The 23,335-nt window shown below is 44.5% G+C and carries 17 protein-coding genes; 3 read left to right on the top strand and 14 right to left on the bottom strand.

Annotation, left to right across the window (positions count from 1 at the left end; genetic code table 11):
* Positions 1 to 2 precede the first annotated feature (2 nt).
* From QZ327_RS05935 to QZ327_RS05905, 7 genes are all read right to left on the bottom strand, one after another.
* A complete protein-coding gene (locus QZ327_RS05935; protein ID WP_294617944.1) occupies positions 3 to 1,835 on the bottom strand; it encodes a hypothetical protein in 1,833 nt (610 codons plus the stop codon).
* Between the two features lie 103 nt (positions 1,836 to 1,938).
* Positions 1,939 to 2,547: a hypothetical protein gene (locus QZ327_RS05930; RefSeq protein WP_294617942.1), complete on the bottom strand. Its 609-nt coding sequence runs from the start codon at positions 2,545 to 2,547 to the stop codon at positions 1,939 to 1,941.
* A 70-nt stretch (positions 2,548 to 2,617) separates the two neighbouring features.
* Positions 2,618 to 3,835: a 6-bladed beta-propeller gene (locus tag QZ327_RS05925; RefSeq protein WP_294617940.1), complete on the bottom strand. Its 1,218-nt coding sequence runs from the start codon at positions 3,833 to 3,835 to the stop codon at positions 2,618 to 2,620.
* Complete coding sequence (locus QZ327_RS05920) at positions 3,798 to 4,181, bottom strand: hypothetical protein (protein ID WP_294617939.1); 384 nt, start codon at positions 4,179 to 4,181, stop codon at positions 3,798 to 3,800. The genes QZ327_RS05925 and QZ327_RS05920 overlap by 38 nt, the downstream gene beginning before the upstream one ends.
* A gap of 47 nt (positions 4,182 to 4,228) precedes the next feature.
* Positions 4,229 to 6,067: an O-antigen ligase family protein gene (locus QZ327_RS05915; RefSeq protein WP_294617938.1), complete on the bottom strand. Its 1,839-nt coding sequence runs from the start codon at positions 6,065 to 6,067 to the stop codon at positions 4,229 to 4,231.
* A 123-nt stretch (positions 6,068 to 6,190) separates the two neighbouring features.
* Complete coding sequence (locus QZ327_RS05910; RefSeq protein WP_294617935.1) at positions 6,191 to 6,571, bottom strand: hypothetical protein; 381 nt, start codon at positions 6,569 to 6,571, stop codon at positions 6,191 to 6,193.
* A gap of 114 nt (positions 6,572 to 6,685) precedes the next feature.
* Positions 6,686 to 7,078 carry a hypothetical protein gene (locus tag QZ327_RS05905; protein ID WP_294617934.1) on the bottom strand — a complete coding sequence of 131 codons (393 nt, stop codon included), beginning with the start codon at positions 7,076 to 7,078 and terminating at the stop codon, positions 6,686 to 6,688.
* A 104-nt stretch (positions 7,079 to 7,182) separates the two neighbouring features.
* On the opposite strand from QZ327_RS05905, the gene QZ327_RS05900 reads away from it, so the two are divergent.
* Complete coding sequence (locus QZ327_RS05900; RefSeq protein WP_294617932.1) at positions 7,183 to 8,550, top strand: sodium-dependent transporter; 1,368 nt, start codon at positions 7,183 to 7,185, stop codon at positions 8,548 to 8,550.
* Positions 8,551 to 8,562: 12 nt separating this feature from the next.
* Positions 8,563 to 9,495 carry a helix-hairpin-helix domain-containing protein gene (locus QZ327_RS05895; RefSeq protein WP_294617931.1) on the top strand — a complete coding sequence of 311 codons (933 nt, stop codon included), beginning with the start codon at positions 8,563 to 8,565 and terminating at the stop codon, positions 9,493 to 9,495.
* 15 nt (positions 9,496 to 9,510) lie between these two features.
* On the opposite strand, the gene QZ327_RS05890 is transcribed toward QZ327_RS05895, so the two are convergent.
* The 3 genes from QZ327_RS05890 to QZ327_RS05880 form a co-directional block, all read right to left on the bottom strand.
* Complete coding sequence (locus QZ327_RS05890) at positions 9,511 to 10,167, bottom strand: ABC transporter ATP-binding protein (RefSeq protein ID WP_294617929.1); 657 nt, start codon at positions 10,165 to 10,167, stop codon at positions 9,511 to 9,513.
* Between the two features lie 67 nt (positions 10,168 to 10,234).
* Positions 10,235 to 10,945: a tRNA threonylcarbamoyladenosine dehydratase gene (locus QZ327_RS05885; RefSeq protein ID WP_294618000.1), complete on the bottom strand. Its 711-nt coding sequence runs from the start codon at positions 10,943 to 10,945 to the stop codon at positions 10,235 to 10,237.
* Positions 10,946 to 10,971: 26 nt separating this feature from the next.
* Positions 10,972 to 13,095 carry a cation:proton antiporter gene (locus tag QZ327_RS05880; protein WP_294617927.1) on the bottom strand — a complete coding sequence of 708 codons (2,124 nt, stop codon included), beginning with the start codon at positions 13,093 to 13,095 and terminating at the stop codon, positions 10,972 to 10,974.
* Between the two features lie 152 nt (positions 13,096 to 13,247).
* Between QZ327_RS05880 and QZ327_RS05875 the strand changes: the two genes are divergently transcribed.
* The gene (locus QZ327_RS05875) at positions 13,248 to 14,255 is read left to right on the top strand and encodes an aspartate-semialdehyde dehydrogenase (RefSeq protein WP_294617925.1); all 1,008 of its coding nucleotides are present in this window, start codon (positions 13,248 to 13,250) and stop codon (positions 14,253 to 14,255) included.
* A 111-nt stretch (positions 14,256 to 14,366) separates the two neighbouring features.
* On the opposite strand, the gene QZ327_RS05870 is transcribed toward QZ327_RS05875, so the two are convergent.
* From QZ327_RS05870 to QZ327_RS05855, 4 genes are all read right to left on the bottom strand, one after another.
* Positions 14,367 to 15,833 (bottom strand): family 10 glycosylhydrolase, encoded by a 1,467-nt coding sequence (locus QZ327_RS05870; protein ID WP_294617924.1) that lies wholly within the window; start codon positions 15,831 to 15,833, stop codon positions 14,367 to 14,369.
* Positions 15,834 to 15,927: 94 nt separating this feature from the next.
* Positions 15,928 to 17,340, bottom strand: coding sequence for a DUF4623 domain-containing protein (locus QZ327_RS05865; protein ID WP_294617922.1), 1,413 nt, complete (start codon positions 17,338 to 17,340; stop codon positions 15,928 to 15,930).
* 50 nt (positions 17,341 to 17,390) lie between these two features.
* Positions 17,391 to 19,250 carry a RagB/SusD family nutrient uptake outer membrane protein gene (locus QZ327_RS05860; protein ID WP_294617921.1) on the bottom strand — a complete coding sequence of 620 codons (1,860 nt, stop codon included), beginning with the start codon at positions 19,248 to 19,250 and terminating at the stop codon, positions 17,391 to 17,393.
* 12 nt (positions 19,251 to 19,262) lie between these two features.
* Positions 19,263 to 22,745, bottom strand: coding sequence for a TonB-dependent receptor (locus tag QZ327_RS05855; RefSeq protein ID WP_294617919.1), 3,483 nt, complete (start codon positions 22,743 to 22,745; stop codon positions 19,263 to 19,265).
* Positions 22,746 to 23,335: the final 590 nt, after the last annotated feature.

Raw genomic sequence — 23,335 nt, 5'->3', positions numbered from 1 at the left:
TTTCAAGGAAATATCTGCCTGTCATATTCATAATAAAAAGCTCTTTCTTCTTTGCCCCGGGTATGGTTTCTCAACCATAACAAAGCATTATCCGGTACGTTCTCATATATCAGCGAGGAAGAAACTGCTTTTTGTTTGCCAAGTGTTCTCCACCCTTTTTGACCATCATGATAAAGCAATTCATAGGTATCGCCCATACGCACATAATTATCATCATTTCGCGGAATATACACCAAACTTGAAATGGATATCGGTTTTCCATAATCAAGTACGACCTCACTACCTTTCCTGATGCTTTTATAGAAACTGACCCAATCGTCATCATTCACCGCCTGTAACTTTTCCATCTCTTCACGCAATAATACCGTATCCGTCTCTACCTTTACAGGTTGCCATTTACCTTGTACCAAGGTATCTTTATAGGTCCCTAATTCCGCCAACTCCAATATACGTTCATTACTTGATTTATAACGGACATAACGGAACCGACTATCTTCCGGTAAAAAAACAACATTATAATTTATTCGAGGGGTATCAACGACTTGGTGAAGCAATATGGCATCCGAAAAATCCCGTTTATTCGCCCCCTCTATTCTCGCCCCTATGGCAGTTTGCATGTGTCCTTTTACACGCCAATCCGGAAATTTCCGATTTAATCTCACCCGTACATTTTTCTGTTTGTCCGGACAGAAAAAGTGAACAGATAAACTGTCCAAACGAAAAGGATAACTTGCCGGAATAAAACGTCCCTTTTGTCTATATGTAATTTGGTAAATGATACCGGGCTCCACATAGTTGAAAGTTACCTTACCGTTTTCGATTGTGGTCGCATCTACCGCCTCATAGTTACGCCCATCGAATATGGAGAGATAAGCGTACTTATATTCTCCCGTATCATTCAACCTTATATCTACCCTATCAACAGACTTATAATACATTGTCACATCTTTCTGATAAGGTTGCTTGAATTTTGCATATAAAGTATTGTCTGTATATTGCCCTTCAATTCTTTCCGGTTGGATAGAATATGCCATACGATAGACTTTTCCCCTTTTTCTCCCGGGTTTTATTTCACGGGTAATCGCATCATCTATCTCAAAATCAAAAGCAATGACCTGTTTTGTTGTATCAATCAGTGCATTCCAATTATGATTACCTACGTGCATATTTGAAATATAGTAGTAATCGGAAGCGACAGGTATCCCAGCAGCACGCAACGCATAACACAGGAAATCGGTTTTATCCCTGCAATATCCTATCCTGTTTTCGTAAAGGAAACAAGCTCCCTGATGAGGTATTGTCAATTCTCGACTATGTGTAAATCCTTCCTTTTTAATATAATTTTTCAATAAATTAGTTGCTTCAACAACGTCTGTTCCTTGATATAGTGAATCCAATACCGTGGCATATTTATCATGATATATTTTTCTCCATTGCTCCAAAGGCTCATTATCCAACCGATACGGAAGGATGTATTCACAAAATTCCTCAAACGAATAATGTTTACTCCAAGGACGTCTTTCCCAAGCGGAAAAGGCTAAATCTATGTTCTCTATAAGTAAATCGGCAGTAATAGTATTGACATCGAACACTTTGGCGGCACTTGCATATTTCCAGTTTTTCCAATGCCGTTTTATGGTATCGGCAACAATTCCGTCCGTACTCTTTGCAGCCTTCAACACCTCTTTCAAACTATCTATCTCATTAGCCACATAAGCAAAATGAAAAGGCATGTTGGCTATCAGGAACTTTGCAGCCTGCTTCTTATGCGGTTCGTCTTGATAATATAACAAAACTTTCTCCAATTCTTTTCTGTTATTTTCGGCAATCTGCATTGCAACATCGAATTGCCGCTCTTGATTAGACCGGCAAGATACCAAAAACAATAACCCTATAATTATTTGATATGCAAACTTACTTTCCATAAAACAATCAGAACTAAATTCTATCTTTCACAATTTCCAAATATTCCTTTATTTGCTTCGGGAGTTCCTTATGTGGAATAAAGACACAGTCTGTCTTCATGTCTTTATCCAGTAGAAACATAAACGGAACATTCAGTTCTTCTATAGAAAGGGGTAAAGGGCTTATTTTGAAAAAACGATGTTGCGCATTATAGTTTCTCCTAAATTCTTCCATATATCTTTTATTGGTATAATCCATCCAATACATCACATTCTTATTTTCCAGTTTTTCCAACATCGGAATCATGACGGAAATACAAGCCTGGCAATGCAATTGAGAGATTCGAATCACCAATGTTTTCTCTTGCAATACACTCGAAAGCTTTTGCACCGTCTTACCATTTTCGTATAGCTGCAAATCGGGAGATAAAGTTACCCCCTCGTTTCTATAACAAAGTCTCATATCTTCTTTCAACGTAGCCAATGCAAAATCCTTACCACCCTCTTTCCGTTCATATTCATATTTCAAATCCGAAAGTACCGTTTGTAGTTTTTCTTGTTGTTTTCGTTGCGCAATGTATAAAGCAATCCCCACTACACCCAAAAGCACAAGTCCTATTATTATAGCAAATGAGTTTTTCATTGTAATAAATTTCAATTATATAAACGGTGGTTGGTGCAAAGAATAATGTACCAGCCACCGTTTCCCTTCATCATTTCTTTAGTTCTTGTATAAAAATGATTGGATTAGTTTCTTTCATATCACTTCTCGCTAAATCAACAAACCGTTTCTTCAGACTTTCGGAATAGAAAGATTGGGTTTCCAAAACGTCGCCAAGTTGAAACATGGACCAATAATCGGCATTATAACATTGGATTATCTTATTGTCCTGAATAGTAAAGGAAGTATTCCCATGTTGTAACAATAATTTTCCCAGCATACTATTTATAAGGTGTTTTGCAGTATACAATTCTCCCGTAACCTTATTATAAACAGATATGTAGTCGGATTCTGAATCCCCAAATAGTAGGAAAAGATATTTATCCGATTGCTCCACCTTTTGTATTCCAGTAACATAATTATCCCGAAATGCAATATGTAGTGCTTCACGCCCTTTTCTATACCTATATTCCTTTGGCAGTAACCTATCTCCCAAATCAATTCGGTATGTTGGATAAACATCGTTACCTTTTACAGTATATAATGTATCGTATGGCCAATGCCAAATCAGGGCTTCATCCTTCAACTTTGAATGATATCTGTTAACTCCCCAACCATATTCCCCCTTAGGTTTCTCAAAGGGTAGAAACATCCCATATTTGTCATTATCCGCTAAATCAATAGTAAATAAATGATAATAACCACTTTTAGAACGACTGTCATTGGGCAAAAATAGCTTATCACCGATACAATATAAGTCTTCTCCCCAAATATCTAAAAAATCTTTGTCGCGAATAAAGTTACCATTCTCATCATAAAACAGTAGTTTCCGAATAGCAATATCCATCACCACCATTTCCTTCCCATGCACTGTAAAATAGTTAAGTTCTACATATTCTCCCGGGCCACTACCTACCGAACGAATTTTAGTCTTCAACTTACCGGATAAGTCAAACACAAAAATACTTTTACTAAGATTATCCGCAATGTAGATTAAATCATTCTGATAAATCAAATGAGAGACTTCTCCAATCAAGCTCTTATCAGTAGTTTCCAGTGGAATCATCAGAACATCGTCCTCCACCATCGGCGAATAATCTATCTCGTCAATCACATTATCCCAATCAATTTTCAAGGTAATCAAATCATGCTCGATTTCCTGTTTGCTATTACTGCAACTTACTAAGATTACAGCCAATAGAATCCATTTACACCATTTCATAATCATTCTTTTAGTTAGTTGTTGTACAGGTATATGCTGTACATCCATCGCCTTCTTTTTTGCATAATTCTTTTATACCTTCCACCTTGAAAGTAGTCCAACCTACTCCCAATGATTGCTCTTTCTCTGTATGTACTATCCGACCATCAATACTCACGTGACGATACAAAATACAATCATCCGGTTTGCCTAACCGATGTTTGTAAAAGAATTGACCACTACCTTCATTATTACTTTCTTGGTCTGTGTCTTCTCCATTCTCATCATCTGCCATTGCATCGAGCGATGCAACTGTAGCCTTATACAGGCTGTTTGATTTCAACACAATTTCCACATTCAATACAACTATTGTACCCAATACAAGAACAATAGCAACACATAAAATCTTCTTCATACTTTTTAGTTTTTAAATTAACAAATTATTTATACGCAGTTGTGCTCTCACAACGCAGTTTTACTATTCCTCAATCTGCGTACCTCCACACGCATTTCATCTATCAATTCAGACGGAACTTTAGGTGTTTTGAACAGTACGCTATCTATCATTTCATACATTTCTTTTTCATGATAAAAAGAAGGTTCTGAATACAATTTAGCCAATAGGTAATAAGGATAAATACGCACAGGCAACAAGTGAACCGCCTTCTTGAAACACCGTTCAGCGTCATTAAAACATCTCAAAGATTGATATATTTTACCCTGCATATTCCAAATAACAGGATGACAACACACTAATTTTGCCCGTTCTAAAACTTTAATCGCTTCCCTATCTTTTTCTTCCGCAGAAAGACATTTGGCATACTCTATCAAAAAGTCCGGATTATGTTTCATATATGAATATGCCTTACCACACTCTTTAACAGCATCTGCATATAAACCTTCACTACGAAAATAACAGATGTAATTCAAAGCATTGGCTGCCTGCCGGCTTCCATAAAGGAAATATACCCCAAATGCACTTACCAATAATGAAAAAGATAAGGATATAACCAACCAACATTGTTTCACCGTATTTTTAGGAATATTATTGGTTTCGGAAATGCAACCGGCAAGCAATAATACTCCTATAGTGGTAAAGGGTAGCAATTGTAAAGGATAGGACGAAAAAGAGAAAGTCGCTAAAGATATAATACCTGCACATACATCATACTTTTGGGAAGATATTCCACTTCGAAGGCAGCTATATACCAATATTAAAAATAAAAACAACAATATAACCCCGCCTTCAATCACCATTTGCAAATATTCATTAAAAGCATATTTAGGAGAACCAGCAATTCGCTCTTCTGTCTCTGTATAATTTCCTGCCTGAAAATAATCAGACTGAACTTTCCCATATTCACATGGAAAGCTACCTATTCCAGAACCAAATAAAGGGTTGTTTTCTATTACTGTATAAGAATTTTTCCAAATGAAGAACCGTCCTTTCGCCGAATCTTCCTTCATGTGAAACAGTAGCAATAAAAAAAACATCAGTATGCACAAAAAAGAAACAAAACCTATGGCGGAAATTACACGATACCTCTTTATATAATATATCAATCTTTCCCACCAACCATAATACATCGCCAACAGCCAACTGCAACTTACAAACAAAGCCAACCATGAAGAACGGCTCATTGTGGCAGGAAGAACGCAAAGCATTACAAATAAAACCACCGAACATAAATAGCGTATTTTCCCTCTTGCCTGTAGCATACAACCAAAAGTTACAGAAAAGAGTATTGTAATGTATCCTGAATAAGGACCTGGATTACGGAATGGACCTGTCACGGCAAACATACGGTGATTGGACTCCAGGATACCATACAATTGAAGTAATCCCCATGCAGCAAGTACACCGCCCATACAGACAATTACACCGCATAATATGTTTTTCATTGCCGGAACATGGGATAATATGGTCCGAATGGCCACCCACAATGCAAACAGTAATAAAGCATTAATTATTTTCCAATTAGCTAATTGAAGTTTATAATCATATCTAATGATACAATATAATATTACAATAAAAAACAAGACATCAGATGCTTGCATCCTGAAGTCATGCTCTTTAAACATAAATGACAGTAGAGCAATAATCGTAACTCCAACCACTCCTATTGACAAAGGAATAAGCTGGAAAAAATTATCATCAATTTCGTAATTAATAAAAAAAGTTCCGCATGACACCATGATAAAGCCTATGGCAATAACAATAAAAATTATTATTCCATTCATTTTTTGCCATACCCGATGATACCTCAAAAAATAATTATCCGATGTATCGGTCTCTATCATATATTTCAACGAGATTAAAAAATGACAAGCACGCGTGTTCTTCACAAAATTAAAAAGTTACAAGCGAACCTGGCAATTTAAGACGTGAGAAAAATGTGAGAAATACGTGAGATAAACGTGAGATTATTTTTTATCTTTTATAACGACCAATTGATACCCACCTCTATTCCTTACCGATTTTATTTCTACGGAACAATCCACAAATAGTTTTCTCAACTGTGACATAGCTGTCCTGCGGCGCTCATTAAGTCCGCAAGTCTCCAAAGACCACGAACAAACTTCCGCTATTTCCTCATGAGAAAGAAATCTATCCGCAGATTTCATAAAAGCGATTAATAACAAACTATCTTGATGAGTACAATGAATCTCTCTGCCTTTCAATATTAAGACACATTTTCGTACTGAGAAATAATAATTTCCGATAAAAAAGTTCTCATCAGGCACACCTGCCAACGATGAGAAAATCTTCAAATAGATTTTCGATAAGACCTCCAATACACCCATAATACAGATTTTAGGTTTCCAATTCCCTAAAGATAGCCGCATTGTCCGCAACAAAGTTGTATTTATGTCTCAATATCTATTAGTTTTGTATCAGAACGAGTTCTATCCTTTATTTTATGAGTTTTTCTGCATTTTTGGCCGCAGAATGAAATAAGCAATCAATGACGCCAACACTGCTCCTGTGGCATTGGCTGCAAAGTCCAGCCAATCGCCGCCACGGTAGGTGGTACAATACTCCTGCAACAATTCCACCACGCCGCTGAACAACACCGGACAGAGGAATGCCCCTATCCACGCATGCCACAAAGGCGTGTTGTCTCTCCGGTGAGCCCAAAGAAACTCCATCCACAACATACCGGACATGCCGGAATACATGCAAAGATGCGCCACCTTGTCCAGATGGGGGATGGTGCCCAACCCGGTAGTAGGCGGTTTAAAAAACGACAGATAAATCACGGCGAGTATCACGACTAACGATACCGGATATTTCTTAATATAATACAGCATATCTCAAATTATAAAACAATCTGTGTGTAAAACTATCAAACATTTTCTATATTTGTACGTTTTAAGAGGTATTAATAACGAATTGTAAGAAAAATCCACATTTTATGACAAGAAATGAAAGAGCTAACTTCGGAAGCAAACTGGGAGTGATACTCGCTTCAGCAGGTTCGGCAGTCGGTTTGGGCAATATATGGAGATTTCCTTTCGAAACGGGTAATCATGGCGGTGCCGCCTTTATTCTGATTTATCTGGTGTGTGTACTGATATTGGGCATCCCTATCATGATAGCGGAATTTCTAATCGGACGCCGTTCACGCGCCAACACAGCCGGGGCATATCAGAAACTGGCTCCGGGGACCCAATGGCGTTGGGTGGGACGAATGGGCGTATTAGCCGGATTTCTTATCTTGGGCTACTACTCGGTAGTGGCCGGCTGGACACTGGAATTCATAGGAGAAGCCGCTACCAACAGTTTTGCCGGTAAGTCCGCCACCGAATTCATCGCCGGTTTCAACAGTTTTGTCAGCCATCCGTGGCGTCCTGTCATCTGGATGATAGTATTCCTATTGGGTACTCACTTCATCATTGTGAAAGGAGTGGAAAAAGGCATTGAGAAATCCGCCAAGATAATGATGCCCATGCTGTTTATCCTGCTGATAGTACTTGCCATCTGCTCCGTATCATTGCCGGGTGCAAGCGCAGGCATCGAATTCCTGCTGAAACCGGATTTCAGCAAAGTAGACGGTAACGTATTTTTAGGCGCAATGGGGCAGGCATTCTTCTCGCTCAGCCTGGGGATGGGATGTCTCTGCACATACGCTTCCTATTTCCGTAATGATACCAACCTGCCTAAAACCGCGCTCAATGTGGCAGGCATCGATACGTTGGTTGCCATTCTTGCCGGGTTTATCATCTTCCCCGCCGCTTTCTCCGTGGGCATCCAGCCGGACGCAGGACCAAGTTTGTTATTCATCACGCTGCCCAATGTATTCCAACAGGCATTCGGCAACATCCCCTGGCTGGCAATTGCCTTGTCCATCATGTTCTATGTACTGTTGGCGCTTGCCGCATTGACTTCCACCATCTCCTTGCACGAAGTGGTGACGGCATACCTGCATGAAGAGTTCAAATTCACACGTGCCAAGGCTGCGAGATTGGTCACAGGCGGTTGCGTCATACTGGGAGTATTATGTTCCTTGTCATTGGGAGCAGGAAAAGATTATACGGTTTTCGGTCTCACCCTATTCGACTTGTTCGATTTTGTCACTGCCAAAATCATGTTGCCTTTGGGCGGCCTGTTTATCTCCATCTTTATGGGTTGGTCTTTGGACAAAAAGATTGTTTGGGAAGAGGTCAGCAACAACGGCGCTCTAAACATACATATATACCGATTACTGATATTCATTCTAAAATTCATCGCTCCAATAGGAATCGGACTTATCTTCATCAACGAATTAGGCCTTTTCAAATAGGCTGTCCATATAATGAAGAACCCGCTTAAAGATTTCTTATTCTTCTCCCGGGGAGAAAGACGAGGTATCCTTGCACTCATCATCGCAATTATCCTCGTCTTCCTCTCCGGACATATTTATTCTTTCCTGCGTAACAGCACGCCCCTTTCCGATGAAGAAATCCGGATGCAAGCCCTTGCCTTAAAAGAGTACGACAACTTCATCAGCTCCATACAGGAGCAAGAGAAAAGCACCCGCAACTCCTTACATTATGCCGAAACATATAAAAAGAGAACTGTCGTATTGGCTCCTTTCGACCCTAACCGTGCCGACTCCATTGCTTTCTGCCGGTTAGGGCTTCCTGCATGGATGGCAAAAAACATTCTACGTTACCGAAGCAAAGGAGGAAAATTCCGCAAGACAGAGGATTTTAAAAAAGTATACGGGCTGACGGAAGAACAATATCGGGCACTTGCCCCCTACATCTATTTTACAACGGAAGATACAATCAGGCAAACGGCATTCCTGCTCACGCTTCCGCAAGCCAAGAAAGACAGCATTTACAAATATCCGGCAGGCACGATGATCAGTCTGAACAATGCAGACACCACCGAATTAAAAAAGATTCCGGGAATAGGTAGCGGGATAGCCCGATTGATAGTGGGCTATCGGCAACGTTTAGGCGGCTTTTACCAAATAGAACAATTGCAGGACATTAATCTGGATTACCGCCCGTTGCAGGCATGGTTCACCGTGGCACCTTCAGAAATCCGGCGTATCAACCTGAATCATGCCGGCATAGAGCGACTTCGCAGCCATCCTTACATAAACTTTTACCAAGCAAAAGCTTTCGTGCAATACCGCAAAAAAAGAGGAACGCTCCACAATCTCAAACCGTTTGCCCTCTACGAGGAGTTCACCGAAAACGATTTGGAACGGCTCAGCCACTATGTTTGCTTTGAATAAAAACCGGACAGGCTGCTAACCTTTGCAAATCTCACCGTCTTTAAGATGGATGGTACGGTCCGTAATCTGTGCCAATCCTTCATCGTGCGTCACAATTACAAACGTCTGCCCCAAGCGGTTGCGTAAATCAAAAAACAGTTGATGCAACTCTTCCTTGTTATGCGTGTCCAGACTTCCGGACGGTTCATCCGCCAGCACCACCGCAGGATGGTTAATCAGCGCACGTGCCACTGCAACCCGCTGCTTCTCGCCACCGGACAACTCGCCGGGTTTATGCGAAGCACGTTCCGCCAACCCCATGAAATCCAATATTTCGGTTGCCGCCGCTCTGGCTTCCTGTTGCCCCGTTCCGGCAATGAAAGCGGGTATCATAATGTTCTCCAAAGCAGTGAACTCGGGCAGCAGCTGATGGAATTGAAAAACAAAGCCTATATGCTTATTACGGAAAGCGGAGAGCTCTTTTTCTTTCAGGCGATTCACCAATGTACCGTCAATCGTTACCGAACCGCTATCAGGCACGTCCAGTGTTCCCATAATCTGCAACAAGGTAGTTTTGCCCGCACCGCTGGGACCTACAATACTGACAACTTCTCCTTTTCCTATCTCAAGGTCTACTCCTCTCAGCACCTGCAAATCGCCGAAACTCTTCGTTATACCTTCCAATCGTATCATTGCTGCTATTTAAGTATTAATGATTAATGATTAATTATTCACTTGCCTTTACTATCCGGCAATTCCATTACAGTCTCCTGATGACATATTCCGCCAAGTAGCAACCGAATACAGCCGGCATATAACTTACGGTTCCGCAAGTAGACTTTTTATTCCGTTCATCTTCCGTAAGGAGCACGGCTTTCGGGTCTGCCTGTTCGGTACTGAACACGACCGGAAGCTTGCGTTTAATACCCAGCTTCTGCAAGCGTTTTCTCACAGCCTTACTTAATCCGCAGTGGTATGTATCCCATATATCGGCAAAACGTATCTGCGTAATGTCACTCTTTGCTCCCGCACCCATGCTCGACACAATCTTAATATGCCGTTTCAGTGTTTCCGCTATCAAATGGCATTTGGGAGCCAACGTATCAATGGCATCCACCACAAAATCATACCGGGCGGCATCAAGCAGTTCAGGGATATTCCCGTCTTTCAGGAATACGGGCAACACCGTCAGTTGCATATCCGGATTAATGTCCTTGAAGCGTGCTGCCAGCACCTCGGTTTTCTCTTTTCCCACTGTAGAGTGCAAGGCGGGCAACTGACGGTTGATATTGGTAGGCTGCACCGTATCCGCATCCACAATCGTCATCCGTCCCACACCTGCACGGCATATCATCTCGGCGGCATAAGCACCTACCCCGCCGACACCTACCACCAGCACATGCGCTTGCCGCAGGCGTTCCATTTTCTCTTCTCCCAGCAGAAGCCGGGTCCTCTGTTGCCAATCTTCCATCATAACCAATAACTTATACCTAATCCTCAATCCGCGTTAAGCCACTTGTAAACCCATTTTCCTACTTTCTCGTAGTGCTGCGCCTCATTACGCGGATTAGAGAACGATACAGCATCCTGAGGTTCGCCCAACTGGTCGGGATAAAGCACGATCAGACTATTGTTGGAGAAGTATCTACCCAACTGCGCCGGAAGTTTCTCGAAAGCACTGTCGTAAGAGATAGACCCCCTGCGGGCACTTATCACCACCAGCAAATGGTCGTAATTCACCTGTCCGGTCAAAATCAACAGGTCTCCCCAATCGTCCAAGCGGGAAAAGTCCGTCAATGTCTGCCCGTACTTCTTCTTGACCAATGCCTGCAACCTGCCTGTCGTCTCCTCATTGGCAAAAAAATGTACCCGGCATCCCAACGTGCCGCCCATCCGGCAAAAATGCTCCACCCACTTCTGGAAGCCTGCCTCATACTCCGCCTTAGGAGGGACAGCCACAATAATCCGCCTTATCGTATTAATAGGAATCAGGAACTTGGCAATCATAATTTCACGGTGCAGACCTTTCAGCAAATTCTCTGCCAGCATACCAAAGAAAGAATCCACAATATTGACCTTACGGTGCAAACCGATAATCACATCGGTCACCTCATATTCTTTCGCCGTATGGATAATGCCTGCGGCAATATTCAAGTCATACCGGGTAATCTGGCGTAACGGCACATCGGCGGAAGCCGTAATCATAGCCGCTTTCTCCAGATACCGCTTGCCGCGAAGTTCCAGCCCTTCGGACGTATTGTTATCATTGATTACATTCAATGCCAGCAGATTATCTTTCTGTTTGGCATCACGTATCAATAAAGATAAATTCATCAGATATTCAATCGTATCCGGATTTGCCACCGGAATGAGAATTCTTTCCGCCTCAACCGTACGCTCTTCTTCCAAATGCGCCTCGCACATGGCTATTTTACGTGCCGCCCTTTCCGTAATAAAGGAACTCACCACACAAGTAACGAGAATGAGCAATACCGTACCATTCAGCACATCTTCATTCAACAACCGCTCGCCATTGGGCAAGATGATATTATATCCCACCAACACCGCAGCCAGCGTAGCCGCGGCCTGTGCATTGCTCAAGCCAAACATCAGCTCACGCTCTATGGCAGCCATTTTATAGATTTTCTGTGTCAGCCAAGAGGCAATCCACTTGCCCACCAACGCCACAACAATCATAACGGCAGCTACCTTCAAAGCATCTCCCTGCCCAAAAATCACGTGAATATCAATCAGCATACCCACTCCTATCAGGAAATAAGGTATGAACAGGGCGTTGCCCACAAACTCTAGGTGATTCATCAACGGCGACACATGCGGTATCAGGCGGTTCAAGACCAGTCCTGCCAAGAACGCACCCAAAATGCCTTCCATACCCACAAACTCCATCAAGCCCGCACCCAGGAAAACCATGGCAAGCACGAAGATAAACTGCATCACATTGTCGTCATAACGACGGAAGAACCAACGTCCGATGCGCGGGAACGAATACATAATCAAAGCCCCGAGAAACACGACCTTAATCACCAGCCATAACCAAAACCATCCGCCGGATTCTCCCTTGAACAGACCGCCCACCACAGCCAACACCAGCAGCGTAAGCGTATCCGTCACAGCCGTACCGCCTACGGCGATGCTGACGCTACGATGGCGGGACACTCCGTAACGAATCACAATGGGATAAGCCACCAAGGTATGCGAAGCATACATACTCGCCAGCAATACAGACGTCACAAGGCTATACTTCAGCAACATCATATTGGTAACCAGCCCTATGCCTATCGGAATGACAAATGCCAGCAGTCCCAACATCACAGCCTTGCCACGATTCTTCTTGAAGTCTCCCATATTCATCTCCAGCCCCGCCAGAAACATGATGTAATAGAGTCCGACCTTACCGAACAACTCGAAACTGCTATCGCGCACCAAGATATTGAAACCATGTTCGCCAATCACCAGCCCCGCCAAAATCATGCCGATAATGTGCGGTATGCGTAATTTGTTCAATAAGATGGGGGCAAATAATATAATAAGGAGTACAAGGAGAAATATCCATGTAGGGTCTGTTACGGGGAGAGTTAAACTGAGATTGAACCAGTCCATACGTAGAGAGTTTTAGATTTTAACCGCAAAATAACGAAAAAGTTTTCACTTTATGCGGCGCCATACAGCAATTTGTTATAAATTTGCAGTCAACTCTATCATTTATAGATAAATTAGAACTATTTTATAAACTAAATTAAAACAAAAGAAAAATGAAAGTAGCTATTGTTGGAGCAAGCGGAGCCGTAGGACAAGAGTTCCTGCGAGTGCTCGATGAAAGGAATTTCCCGTTGGACGAGTTGGTATTGTTCGGTTCCAAACGCAGTGCCGGCACCAAATACACCTTCCGCGGTAAACAGATCGAGGTTAAACTCTTGCAACACAACGATGACTTCAAAGGGGTTGATATCGCTTTCACTTCCGCAGGCGCAGGCACCTCGAAAGAGTATCTTGAAACAATCACCAAGCACGGTGCTGTGATGATTGACAACTCAAGTGCTTTCCGCATGGATGCCGATGTACCTTTGGTGGTGCCCGAAGTAAATGCCGCCGACGCCAAAGACCGTCCGCGCGGCGTTATCGCCAACCCCAATTGTACTACCATCCAAATGGTAGTGGCATTGAAAGCCATCGAACAGCTGTCTCACATAAAGACCGTACACGTATCCACGTATCAGGCCGCCAGCGGTGCAGGTGCTGCCGCCATGGATGAGTTGTACGAGCAATACCGCCAGGTGTTGGCAAACGAACCCGTGACGGTGGAGAAGTTCGCCTATCAGCTTGCCTTCAACCTCATTCCCCAGATTGACGTATTCACCGACAACGGCTATACCAAAGAAGAAATGAAGATGTACAACGAAACACGTAAGATTATGCACTCCGACATCAAAGTCAGCGCAACATGTGTCCGCGTACCGGCTCTACGTTCTCACTCCGAAAGCATCTGGGTGGAAACTGAGCGTCCTGTCTCTGTCGAGGAAGCACGCGAAGCCTTTGCGAAAAGCGAGGGACTTGTGTTAATGGATAATCCGGCAGAGAAAGAATATCCGATGCCGTTGTTCCTTGCCGGAAAAGACCCCGTATACGTGGGACGTATCCGTAAAGACCTCAGCAACGAAAACGGATTGACTTTCTGGATTGTAGGCGACCAAATCAAGAAAGGCGCCGCATTGAACGCAGTACAGATTGCAGAATACCTGATTAAGGAAAAAGCGCTTTAACCGGCGTCATATCGCTATAAACCTACGAGGGAGGTGTCTCAAAACCCCGGCAGCCGTATCATTCCGCCAGAGCTTTGAGACATTTCCCTTGTTCTTTCTCCCGGAAAAGCATCAATAAACTACCGAAGCGGAAACTTTACTTTCGGCATTGTTCTTAGCCAGGGAAGTAATAAAATAAGTTCCTTTTTCCGACAAATTAAAGGACGTCTCCCGGGTAGTTCCTACCAGCAACGCTTCTTTGCCTTTCCCGTTATCCTTATATATAGCATAACGAGTAACGCCTGCAACCGCTTCCCAAGACAAACTGCTGCCATTCAAAGTGACATTGACCGGCGTCGCAGGCAATTCCGCCACGCCTCTTCCTAAATAAGGAAGCAGCACAGGTTGCTTATATATACCTTCGACCGCATCGGAAATACCTACTTTATTATCCAGCAAACTCTTGGCGCTGTATAAGACGCTGCCTTTAACCTTTAACTTTGCACCCGCCAAATCAAACTGTTTTTTTAAATCGTCGGACGACTGGAACTTACTTCCGTATTGAGGATCGCCGAACTTGTAAATCCCATATCCTATCAGCAAATGATTGTCATAAGTATACTGAGACCACAAATCCAACCGCAGGTTAAAACTGGTGACTTCAGTACCGGTGGCAAAATACAGTTGCGGAATAACCACATCCACCCAGCCTTCTTTCGCCCATGTTTTCACGTCTGCAAACAACGTATTGTAGTTGCGCTCTATGTCAGCCGCAGGACTGATAGAGAAAATCACCTCCGGACGGGTCTCCATGATTGTTTTCTGAATATTCCGCACTACGGAGTTCACATTGTTGCGCCTGAACTCCTCGACACTCTTGAATGCATCTTTCCCGTACTGCTGATACTCCGCCGCATCATTCATTGTTTCAGAAGGCTCTAATGAGGGATAGAAATAATCATCCATGTGGATGCCGTCGACATCATACTTGGTGATAATCTCTTTGACAATATCCGCAATCCGGGTTTGCACTTCCGGCAGAGCCGGATTATACACTCTTATCTTCTCATAGTCTTTCACCAATTCCGCAGGAATTTTAGCATCCAGTTGCGGAAAAGACGCACTCTTGCTTGCACGTGTAGCTATGCGGTACGGGTTCAACCAAGCATGAAACTGGATGTCGCGTTTATGAGCCTCCTCAATAAGAAACTTCAAGACGTCATAAGCCGGTTTGGTTCCGGCATTTCCTGTGATATACTTGCTCCACGGTTCGTATTGCGATTCATAGAAAGCATCCGCCATGCCCCTGATCTGGAAAAATACGGCATTCATATTGTAGTCTGCCAGCAAATCCAAATAATCGGTATACAGTTTCTTCTGCGCAACGGCACTGTATTCTCCCATAGGCCAATCAATCCCCCATACGGTAGTCATCCACACCCCTCTCAGTTCCTTTTTAGGCAAAACCGCCGATAAGGTTTGGTCACCTCCGCCTTGTGGCGGGTCTGTCTCTCCTTCTTCCGGGATGATGTCATCCTTGCTACATGAAGCCACAAAGGCAAGAAGAAGAGCCCAACATAGATATTTCAAATATTTCATTTCCACTTTAAAATAAGAAAGCCGTCCAATTGAAACTCATCAGACGGCTTCCAAGTTAATAATACAGTTATTCAAACCCGGATACGAGGGATAATCAGTCCTGCTCTTCCTGCTTGATGGGGAACTCGCAGATTACAAATCCCGACCCTGTACGTGATGCGAATACACAAAGCTTGGCATCTTTCCCGTTTTCATCTTTTTCGATATAATAATCCGTCTGAGCCAGGGCGTTTCCGTTACCGCTTCCGCCCAATTTAAATTGGTACAAAGGATTATGGTTGTCTCCTTCATCGAACTTCTGCAAAGCCTCTTCCACAGTAGCCCCCTTGCTCAAATCATAAATTTCCAAGGCAATGCTGGCAGTAGAGGCACTTCCCTGCCCCGCCGTACAAACCAACAGGTAGCGTTCTTCATTGAAGCTGATTATTCTCGGAGCGACCGCTTCCCCTTTTATGCCTGACGTATATATTCCGCCAAGAGACTCATTGACCAATGTCACAGGAGTTCTGACACCCGACCATAAATATTGGTCCGTGTTCCCAATCCTGTATACATTTGTCACCATCGTCGCATTGGCGTTTGACGGTAATACCTTAATGGCACCGGCATCAACGGTATTATAATTACTTACAGGAACTCTCATGAACTCAGTAGAGGCATTATCACCAAAGAATATAAATCCGTTACCGTTTCCGTCAATATTATAAGAAGCGTTGTCACCATGTCTGTTTCCGGCTCCGGCAATATCCCCGACACTGATATTTGCTATCGTCTCCGGCTGCGAATCCGGCGTTTCCCAATGATAGATTTTAAAAGGAGACGCTTTAGCACCCGACAGGCTTGAAAGATAGATATGACCGTCAATCAATGCTCCCATATTATAAGGGAAAGTACCGCCGGTAACTCCGGTCAAGTCCAATTGAATCGGATTGATTTCTCCCTTCTTCAAATCGGCGACCTTAAGAAGATGCGGTTTTGTAGCTCTGCTGACAACCAATACATGTTCACCATCGTAAGAAGCACAACGGGTAGACGCAGCATCCTTATAATCGTTGTACATGTTGTCTCCCGAGAAATTATACACCGTTGGTTTCTCAAAATCGGCACCATACACAGGAACTCTTTTTCTGACTTTTATAAAATACTCCTTATACCGGTTATTATTTACAATCCGAAGAATCAGGGTCTTCTCGGAAGTCTCCTCATCCATGGAAAAATCCATGACGGGAGTCTGAAGTTCCGCACCTTCAGAAAGTTCCGCTTCAAAGTTCAAAGCCGAGAAATCCGTTTCAACATCCAGCCGGGGGAAACCGATTGTCTTATTGGCTTCGTCGATTGTCCCTTCCACCACCGTTTTGCCTTCCGCTCCGGCATTGACTATCTTAATGGAAAGGAGTTCCGTATCATAAGGGGCTATATGACTTTTAGGATAATCCTCGTCGCAAGAGACAAGACCAATTCCTAACAATACAGCCATCAATCCTAATTTATTTATCAATTTATACATAATCTCATGTTTTAATTAAAACCATTTTTATAAACCCATGAGTGCATCCGTCAATTCAGACTTGCCGGCCACCCTTCTGTCTGAGTAAGCGTATACCCTCTACTCTTATAATCTTCAATCTGGTTAATTCCAATAGGTGAAAGGTACGGATTTATGTTGGGCACATTCAAGAATGGCAACCGTCCCTTGTTCTGCTCCGGATAGAAGAAACCTTTTACGGAAGCCGCGTTACTGCCATCATAAACAGTCAGGTTTCCGTCCTTGCCCACTACCCTGATTTTGCCGGCGTTCTCCGGTTTCAGCTCTTCCGGCACCTCATCCTTGAAGTTCACCCAAGTACCCATCAGCAAGTCCTGGTTCTTATCGGTATCCATGTATTCCAGTTTCTTCCAACGTCTCAGGTCGATGATGCGCGAGAACTCGAAAGCGAACTCCATTCTTCTTTCCCGTCTGATTTCCCAAAGCAGCGGAGATACCGTCACATCCCTGTTCGGGTCGTCGGGCAAAGCGTCTAACGACATATCTGCGGTCTTAACAACGCCCAATGCCTTTGCCTCTTCGGCAATCGGTCTGTTGCGGATTTTGTTAATGGACGCATCGATATCGGGCTGTCCGACCGCGTCTCCGCCCAATGTGGCAAGTTCCGCCTTAGCCTCAATCCAATTCAGCAGTACCTCGGCATAACGGATTACCGGATAGCCCGTCACGTTCTTCTCGCCCTGGAATTCCGGTGCCGGCGATCCTCCTTTTTCAATATAGTCCAATGCGCTCCGAGGAATGAACTTAGTCACATACAGATAGCAGCTTTTGGCTCTGGGAGTCGGTTTGTTGTAAAAGCTTGCTTCAAACCGGGCATCCCTTGTCTTGATGAGGTTGCTCAACGTAAAATCGGAAGCATTTGCCACTGTAGAGGTCTGCCAGTCCTTACCGTCCGTGCAGATAAATGCCTTGATCAGGTCCAGGTTCGGACCAATATCCGTAGGGTCATTCATGTTGCAGGTCGATGCAATGGAGTGTGTCACACCTTTATCCGCATCGTAGGTGCGATACAAAATACAGTCTTTGGTGCTTTTCGTCGAACCGAACAACGAGCGGAAATCCGTCACAATATCGTACTTCCCGCTTCCCATTACCAAATCTGCCGCAGCAACGGCCTGTTCAAAGAACTTCTTGGCACGTTCATCGTTCTTATAATAGTATTTTTGCCAGCTGGCTTCGAACAACGCCCATCTCGAAACAAACGCCGCCACCACATAACGGTTTACATACTGCGCATCCCCGTCACTCAGGCGGACATTATTCATGGCAAAATCAAAATCGTTATAAACGGCGTCCATCACCTCGTTTCTCGGGGTGCGGTCCTTATACAACGCATCCTTGTCCGTGTTCAGCACCTCAGTATCGTAGTAAGGGACATCGCCGAACACATTGACCAGACGGGCATACTCCAATCCTCTGAAGAAGCGGCCTATGCCTATCCAGTGATTGTACTGCTCCTCTGTCAGGATGCCGCCCATCCTGTCGGTCACGCGGTCAATCATGATGTTCGCCTTTCTTATCCAGGCGAAATTCCATGTGGGTCCCGTAAACTCGCTTTGCCACATTATATCCAGGCTTGTAGAGCCTTTCGAGGTGGGAACGGTACGCCCGAACTGCGTTTGGGTGGACAACCTCACCGCATCGTCATTGAATGTATAATTTACATTGGGGGCATACGTCGTTGCATATTTCAACCCGTATCCCACAAAGAAATTGGTATAAAAGGAATTGGCGTACAAGCGTACTCTATCCTCATTGGTCCAATAAGCATCATCCTCCGATGTAGTCAGTGAAGGACGGTCCAACACATCATTGCAATTCGTAAACAGGAAGATGATTCCGGTTAAAATGATATATATCTTAAATCTCATAATTGCTCTTTTTTAGAAAGTTAATTGAACGCCGCACGACAAAGTCTTGAACACAGGTGTACCCGTACCCGTACGTCCCAAGTTATAATTAGTGGAAGTAAACATTGAATAACCCGACACAGCCTCCGGATCGATAGGCAATCCGTTCAATTTGTCAAATGTAAAGAAGTTCTCCAACGACATGTAGACGCGGGCTTTGGAGATATATACTTTCGACAGGATATTCTTCGGGAGCGTATATCCCAATGTTATATTCTTTATTCTCAGATAAGACATATCCAGCAGATAGCGCGACTGCTTCTGCATGCTGAAGCCCGTGTCGGCTCCGCCCAAGTTCCATGCTCTCGGATAGAAAGCGTCCGTACGTTCTTCCGTCCAGTAGTCTGTGGTGAAAGTTTTCGGAAGGGCACCCTCTTTAGCGTTGTATCCGGGAATTGCCAACTGTCCGCTACCCCAAATCTGGCGTTTGCCGATGCCCTGGAAGAAGATGGAGAAATCAATCCCCTTATAGTCGGCTCCCAGGCGGAAGCTGTATTCGTAGCGGGGAGTGGAATTTCCTATCACGGTCTGGTCACCTGGATTACCGTTCGTGCTTGTTCCCGGCGTGATGTAACCGTCTCCGTCCAAATCCACAAACTTAACGTCGCCCGGCGCGAAAATCAACTTATTGTTATCTTCATAATGCACCTGATATACCGGATAAGGAGAAGTCTGCTTGTTGGTGGTATGGGCGGTTCCGTTATAAACGACAATGACTTTCTCTATCTGCCCGTCCGCGCCATACACAAAGTCCTCTTTCTGGAACAGCCGGTCTGTCACAAAACCGTAGATATCACCGTAACGTCTTCCCGTAGAATAAATGGTTCCCAGTTTACGGTCTTCCCACGGAGTCAGATAATCCGCACCTTTGGTGATATAAGTAGTCGCATCGGAGATAGAAGCCATGGCATTGATGCCCAATCCGTTGGAGAAACGGTGGGTGAAGTCGGCAGACAGTTCCCATCCCTTGGTTCTCAAACTGCCGTAATTACCTTTGGGAGCAGCAGCGCCAAGAGTGACCGGCAGACTTTCGCCTTCGATAATCATGTTCTTCGTGTCCCGGCGATACCAGTCGAAGGTCACCCCGAGCTTATTGTTAAAGAAGCGCAGGTCGACTCCGAAGTCCAACGTCTCAATCTCTTGCCAGCTGATATCGCTGTCTACCAAAGAAGGAGTGCCGTACAAAGGCAACTTGTTGCCGTTGCCGTCCAGCCATGACGACTGGCTGTCTGCCAAGATGGATTTATACAAAGTATTGGACACCGTCTGGTCGCCGATGCTACCCCATGAAGCCCTGAACTTACCGAAACTCAGGATATCCTCAACCGGTTTCATGAAACGCTCGTTGGTAAATACCCAACCGGCAGAGAAAGAGGGAAACCATTTCCATTGCAGATGTTTCGGAAACTTGGACGAACCGTCCCTGCGTATATTCGCTTCAACGAAATACCGGTCTTGGAAAGCATAATTAAGACGTCCGAAGAAACCCAGTTGCGCCTCCCAGTTGCGGTCTCCTTCGATGAACTGGTCGCCGGACGCCAGCGGGAACTGCGGGTTGCCCAAGTCGATAAGGTTTGTTTTCCAACCCTTGTGCATGCTCCATTTGCTGGTGACCCTGTTCATTCCGACCATGAACTTGAAAGCATGCTCCTTGTCGGCACCCAATTGCAGATTGTAAGTGGTATACATATTGAATGTATTATTGTCCGCCGACCTGTTTTGATAACCGACCTGGCTCGCTCCGGGACCGGAACTGTTATAATACTTCTCCACAGGGAAACGATATGCCGGCATACCATCGGTATCCACCCTCTCGCCCTGTTCGTTGACAAACACCTGGCTGCCGTTCTCCACCCAGGCAACGGGCGCATACCAAGTACCTCCCGCCTCGTATTGGGTTACGGAAGAGTTCGTTTCGGCAGTCTGCCTGTCATACGTATAATCGAACTTGAAATCCCAGTTCTTGGTAAGATTCAACGTGAAGCCCAGATTGACGTTGTAGTATTTGTTTTGCAGATTGTCCGTATTTGCCGCAGCCATTTCATACGACGGTTCCTTCAGCGGGTTGCCATGCTCCGTCACTCCCATCGGAAACAACGGGCTCCAGCGGTACATATACAGCCAGGGGTCGGCAGCCGTGTTTCCAATGCCCGGATAGCGTTTGTTGCGGTCCGAATAGATGGAGCTGGCCCTCACCGTCAGCCACTTATTGATTTCCGATGTCACGCTGACCGACGCGTTATATCGCTTGAAGTCATCTTCCTTGGCAGACTTCGACATACCGCTCTGGTCCAAATAGCCCAATCCGATGTTATAGCTGGTCTTTCCGCTCTTGCCATTCACCGATAAGTTATGGCTCATGGTCGGCGCCCAGTTCCTTACCATCGCTTTGGCGGCATCGTAAAGCCTGTATCCGTATTTATCCTTTCCATCATAATACCAGTCACGTCCGTATACCACCGGGTCGTTCCATTTTACCTTTCCGCCATACGTCTTCTGCCATTCTATGGCTTTCTCCAGACTTTCGGGACTGATGCGCCAGAAACCGCCTGCCGGCATCGGCTCTCCTCTGTTTATCTGAGCGTCCAATGTATACTGCAACGCCTCTATGCCACCGATTTCAATGCTTTTGGCAGGATCTTGCCAGGAGAAGTTATTGGAATAGCTCACCTCGAACTTATCTGTCTGCGCTCCGGACTTGGTCGTAATCAAGATAACGCCAAACGCGGCTTTCGAACCATAGATAGAGGATGAAGCGGCGTCTTTCAGCACGGAGATAGACTGCACGTCATTGGGGTTCACCATCTGGATACTTGGGATTTCCACATTATCCAGCAAAATCAGCGGAGAGTTATTTCCCGAAATGGAACCTATCTGACCGCGTATCTTAATCAAAGGGTCCGAACCGACCTCACCCGTCGGGATTGTAATATTGACACCCGGCACCGAACCTTGAAGACCGCGGCCGATATCCGCGATAGGACGGCTATCCAATGTCTTATTCACATCGACCGTTGCAACGGCTCCTGTCAGATTAGCTTTCTTTTGAGTACCGTAACCCACAACTACTACTTCCGAAAGCAATTCGCTGTCCTCCTTCAATATAATCTTCAGCGACTTCGCCGCCTTGATTTCTTGCGTCCGGTAACCGACAAAAGAGATTTGCAAAACCGCTCCCGGCTTTACATTCAGTGTGAATTTTCCGTCTATGTCAGTTATGCCGCCATTGGTCGTACCTTTTTCTACCACACTGGCACCGATAACCGGTTCACCGTTTACATCCATAACCAGACCGTTGACCGTTTGAGTCTGCAACTGTTCCGTCACTCTCAAAGAGCCGTCAACAACCGTCTGAGTAGCCAGTACATTTCCACTGCCAAAAAGCAAGGAACTGATTGCTACCGCTGTGAGGATTTTCTTGTTCAATAATCCTCTTTTTCTGCAATCTTCATTCATAAGTGATTGATGATTTGTTAATTAAAAATAGTTTTCTCAAAAAAATAGGCAAGAGAGGGGTTAATAAGGAATAGAATAGGCTATTCTCCTCCAAGGTCTTTCATTGTTCCATAGGCTTTTCTCTACTGTTTAAAGGTTCATAACTTTTATATTATCTCTGTTTTAATCGCTTTTCGTCCAAGTTCGCGCGGAACTCGGTCGGGTTACATGGCATATTTGTCCCCACCTTGTTGGGAACAACCCTGTCATGGGCTCCTGTCCAAACGGGGGCGGATGAAACAAGTAATGGGGGATGATTACTGCCGATTCATAAGGGATATGCTTGGTAATCCTTAATTTGCCGGACGGATTGTGTTTACGGCGGGATTGGACCTGTCCTGATTCCGCCTACTTGACAAACGGCTTCTCCGCTTGCAGCCACGTTTTTTCATTTGCAAGAGTTAAAGGGAGTTGGAAGGAGTTATCTCCTTTCGGGACAGGAGTTAAAAGCCAACGGTTATACTGGGGAACACGACCGGAGAAACCGCGTAAACAGACAGGCGGAAGCGGACAAACGGATAAGAGCAGGCTGGAGAATCACCTTTCAAGAT

Source organism: uncultured Bacteroides sp. (assembly GCF_910578895.1).
In the GTDB taxonomy this organism is placed as follows: domain Bacteria; phylum Bacteroidota; class Bacteroidia; order Bacteroidales; family Bacteroidaceae; genus Bacteroides.
This window is presented reverse-complemented; position numbering and strand designations above follow the sequence as displayed.

What these genes read in the sequence shown, in the direction of transcription:
- QZ327_RS05935 (WP_294617944.1), bottom strand. Translation starts at nt 1,835, where the DNA reads ATGCAGATTGCCGAAAATAACAGAAAAGAATTGGAGAAAGTTTTGTTA.
- QZ327_RS05930 (WP_294617942.1), bottom strand. Translation starts at nt 2,547, where the DNA reads ATGAAAAACTCATTTGCTATAATAATAGGACTTGTGCTTTTGGGTGTA.
- QZ327_RS05925 (WP_294617940.1), bottom strand. Translation starts at nt 3,835, where the DNA reads ATGGATGTACAGCATATACCTGTACAACAACTAACTAAAAGAATGATT.
- QZ327_RS05920 (WP_294617939.1), bottom strand. Translation starts at nt 4,181, where the DNA reads ATGAAGAAGATTTTATGTGTTGCTATTGTTCTTGTATTGGGTACAATA.
- QZ327_RS05915 (WP_294617938.1), bottom strand. Translation starts at nt 6,067, where the DNA reads ATGATAGAGACCGATACATCGGATAATTATTTTTTGAGGTATCATCGG.
- QZ327_RS05910 (WP_294617935.1), bottom strand. Translation starts at nt 6,571, where the DNA reads ATGGGTGTATTGGAGGTCTTATCGAAAATCTATTTGAAGATTTTCTCA.
- QZ327_RS05905 (WP_294617934.1), bottom strand. Translation starts at nt 7,078, where the DNA reads ATGCTGTATTATATTAAGAAATATCCGGTATCGTTAGTCGTGATACTC.
- QZ327_RS05900 (WP_294617932.1), top strand. Translation starts at nt 7,183, where the DNA reads ATGACAAGAAATGAAAGAGCTAACTTCGGAAGCAAACTGGGAGTGATA.
- QZ327_RS05895 (WP_294617931.1), top strand. Translation starts at nt 8,563, where the DNA reads ATGAAGAACCCGCTTAAAGATTTCTTATTCTTCTCCCGGGGAGAAAGA.
- QZ327_RS05890 (WP_294617929.1), bottom strand. Translation starts at nt 10,167, where the DNA reads ATGATACGATTGGAAGGTATAACGAAGAGTTTCGGCGATTTGCAGGTG.
- QZ327_RS05885 (WP_294618000.1), bottom strand. Translation starts at nt 10,945, where the DNA reads ATGGAAGATTGGCAACAGAGGACCCGGCTTCTGCTGGGAGAAGAGAAA.
- QZ327_RS05880 (WP_294617927.1), bottom strand. Translation starts at nt 13,095, where the DNA reads ATGGACTGGTTCAATCTCAGTTTAACTCTCCCCGTAACAGACCCTACA.
- QZ327_RS05875 (WP_294617925.1), top strand. Translation starts at nt 13,248, where the DNA reads ATGAAAGTAGCTATTGTTGGAGCAAGCGGAGCCGTAGGACAAGAGTTC.
- QZ327_RS05870 (WP_294617924.1), bottom strand. Translation starts at nt 15,833, where the DNA reads ATGAAATATTTGAAATATCTATGTTGGGCTCTTCTTCTTGCCTTTGTG.
- QZ327_RS05865 (WP_294617922.1), bottom strand. Translation starts at nt 17,340, where the DNA reads ATGTATAAATTGATAAATAAATTAGGATTGATGGCTGTATTGTTAGGA.
- QZ327_RS05860 (WP_294617921.1), bottom strand. Translation starts at nt 19,250, where the DNA reads ATGAGATTTAAGATATATATCATTTTAACCGGAATCATCTTCCTGTTT.
- QZ327_RS05855 (WP_294617919.1), bottom strand. Translation starts at nt 22,745, where the DNA reads ATGAATGAAGATTGCAGAAAAAGAGGATTATTGAACAAGAAAATCCTC.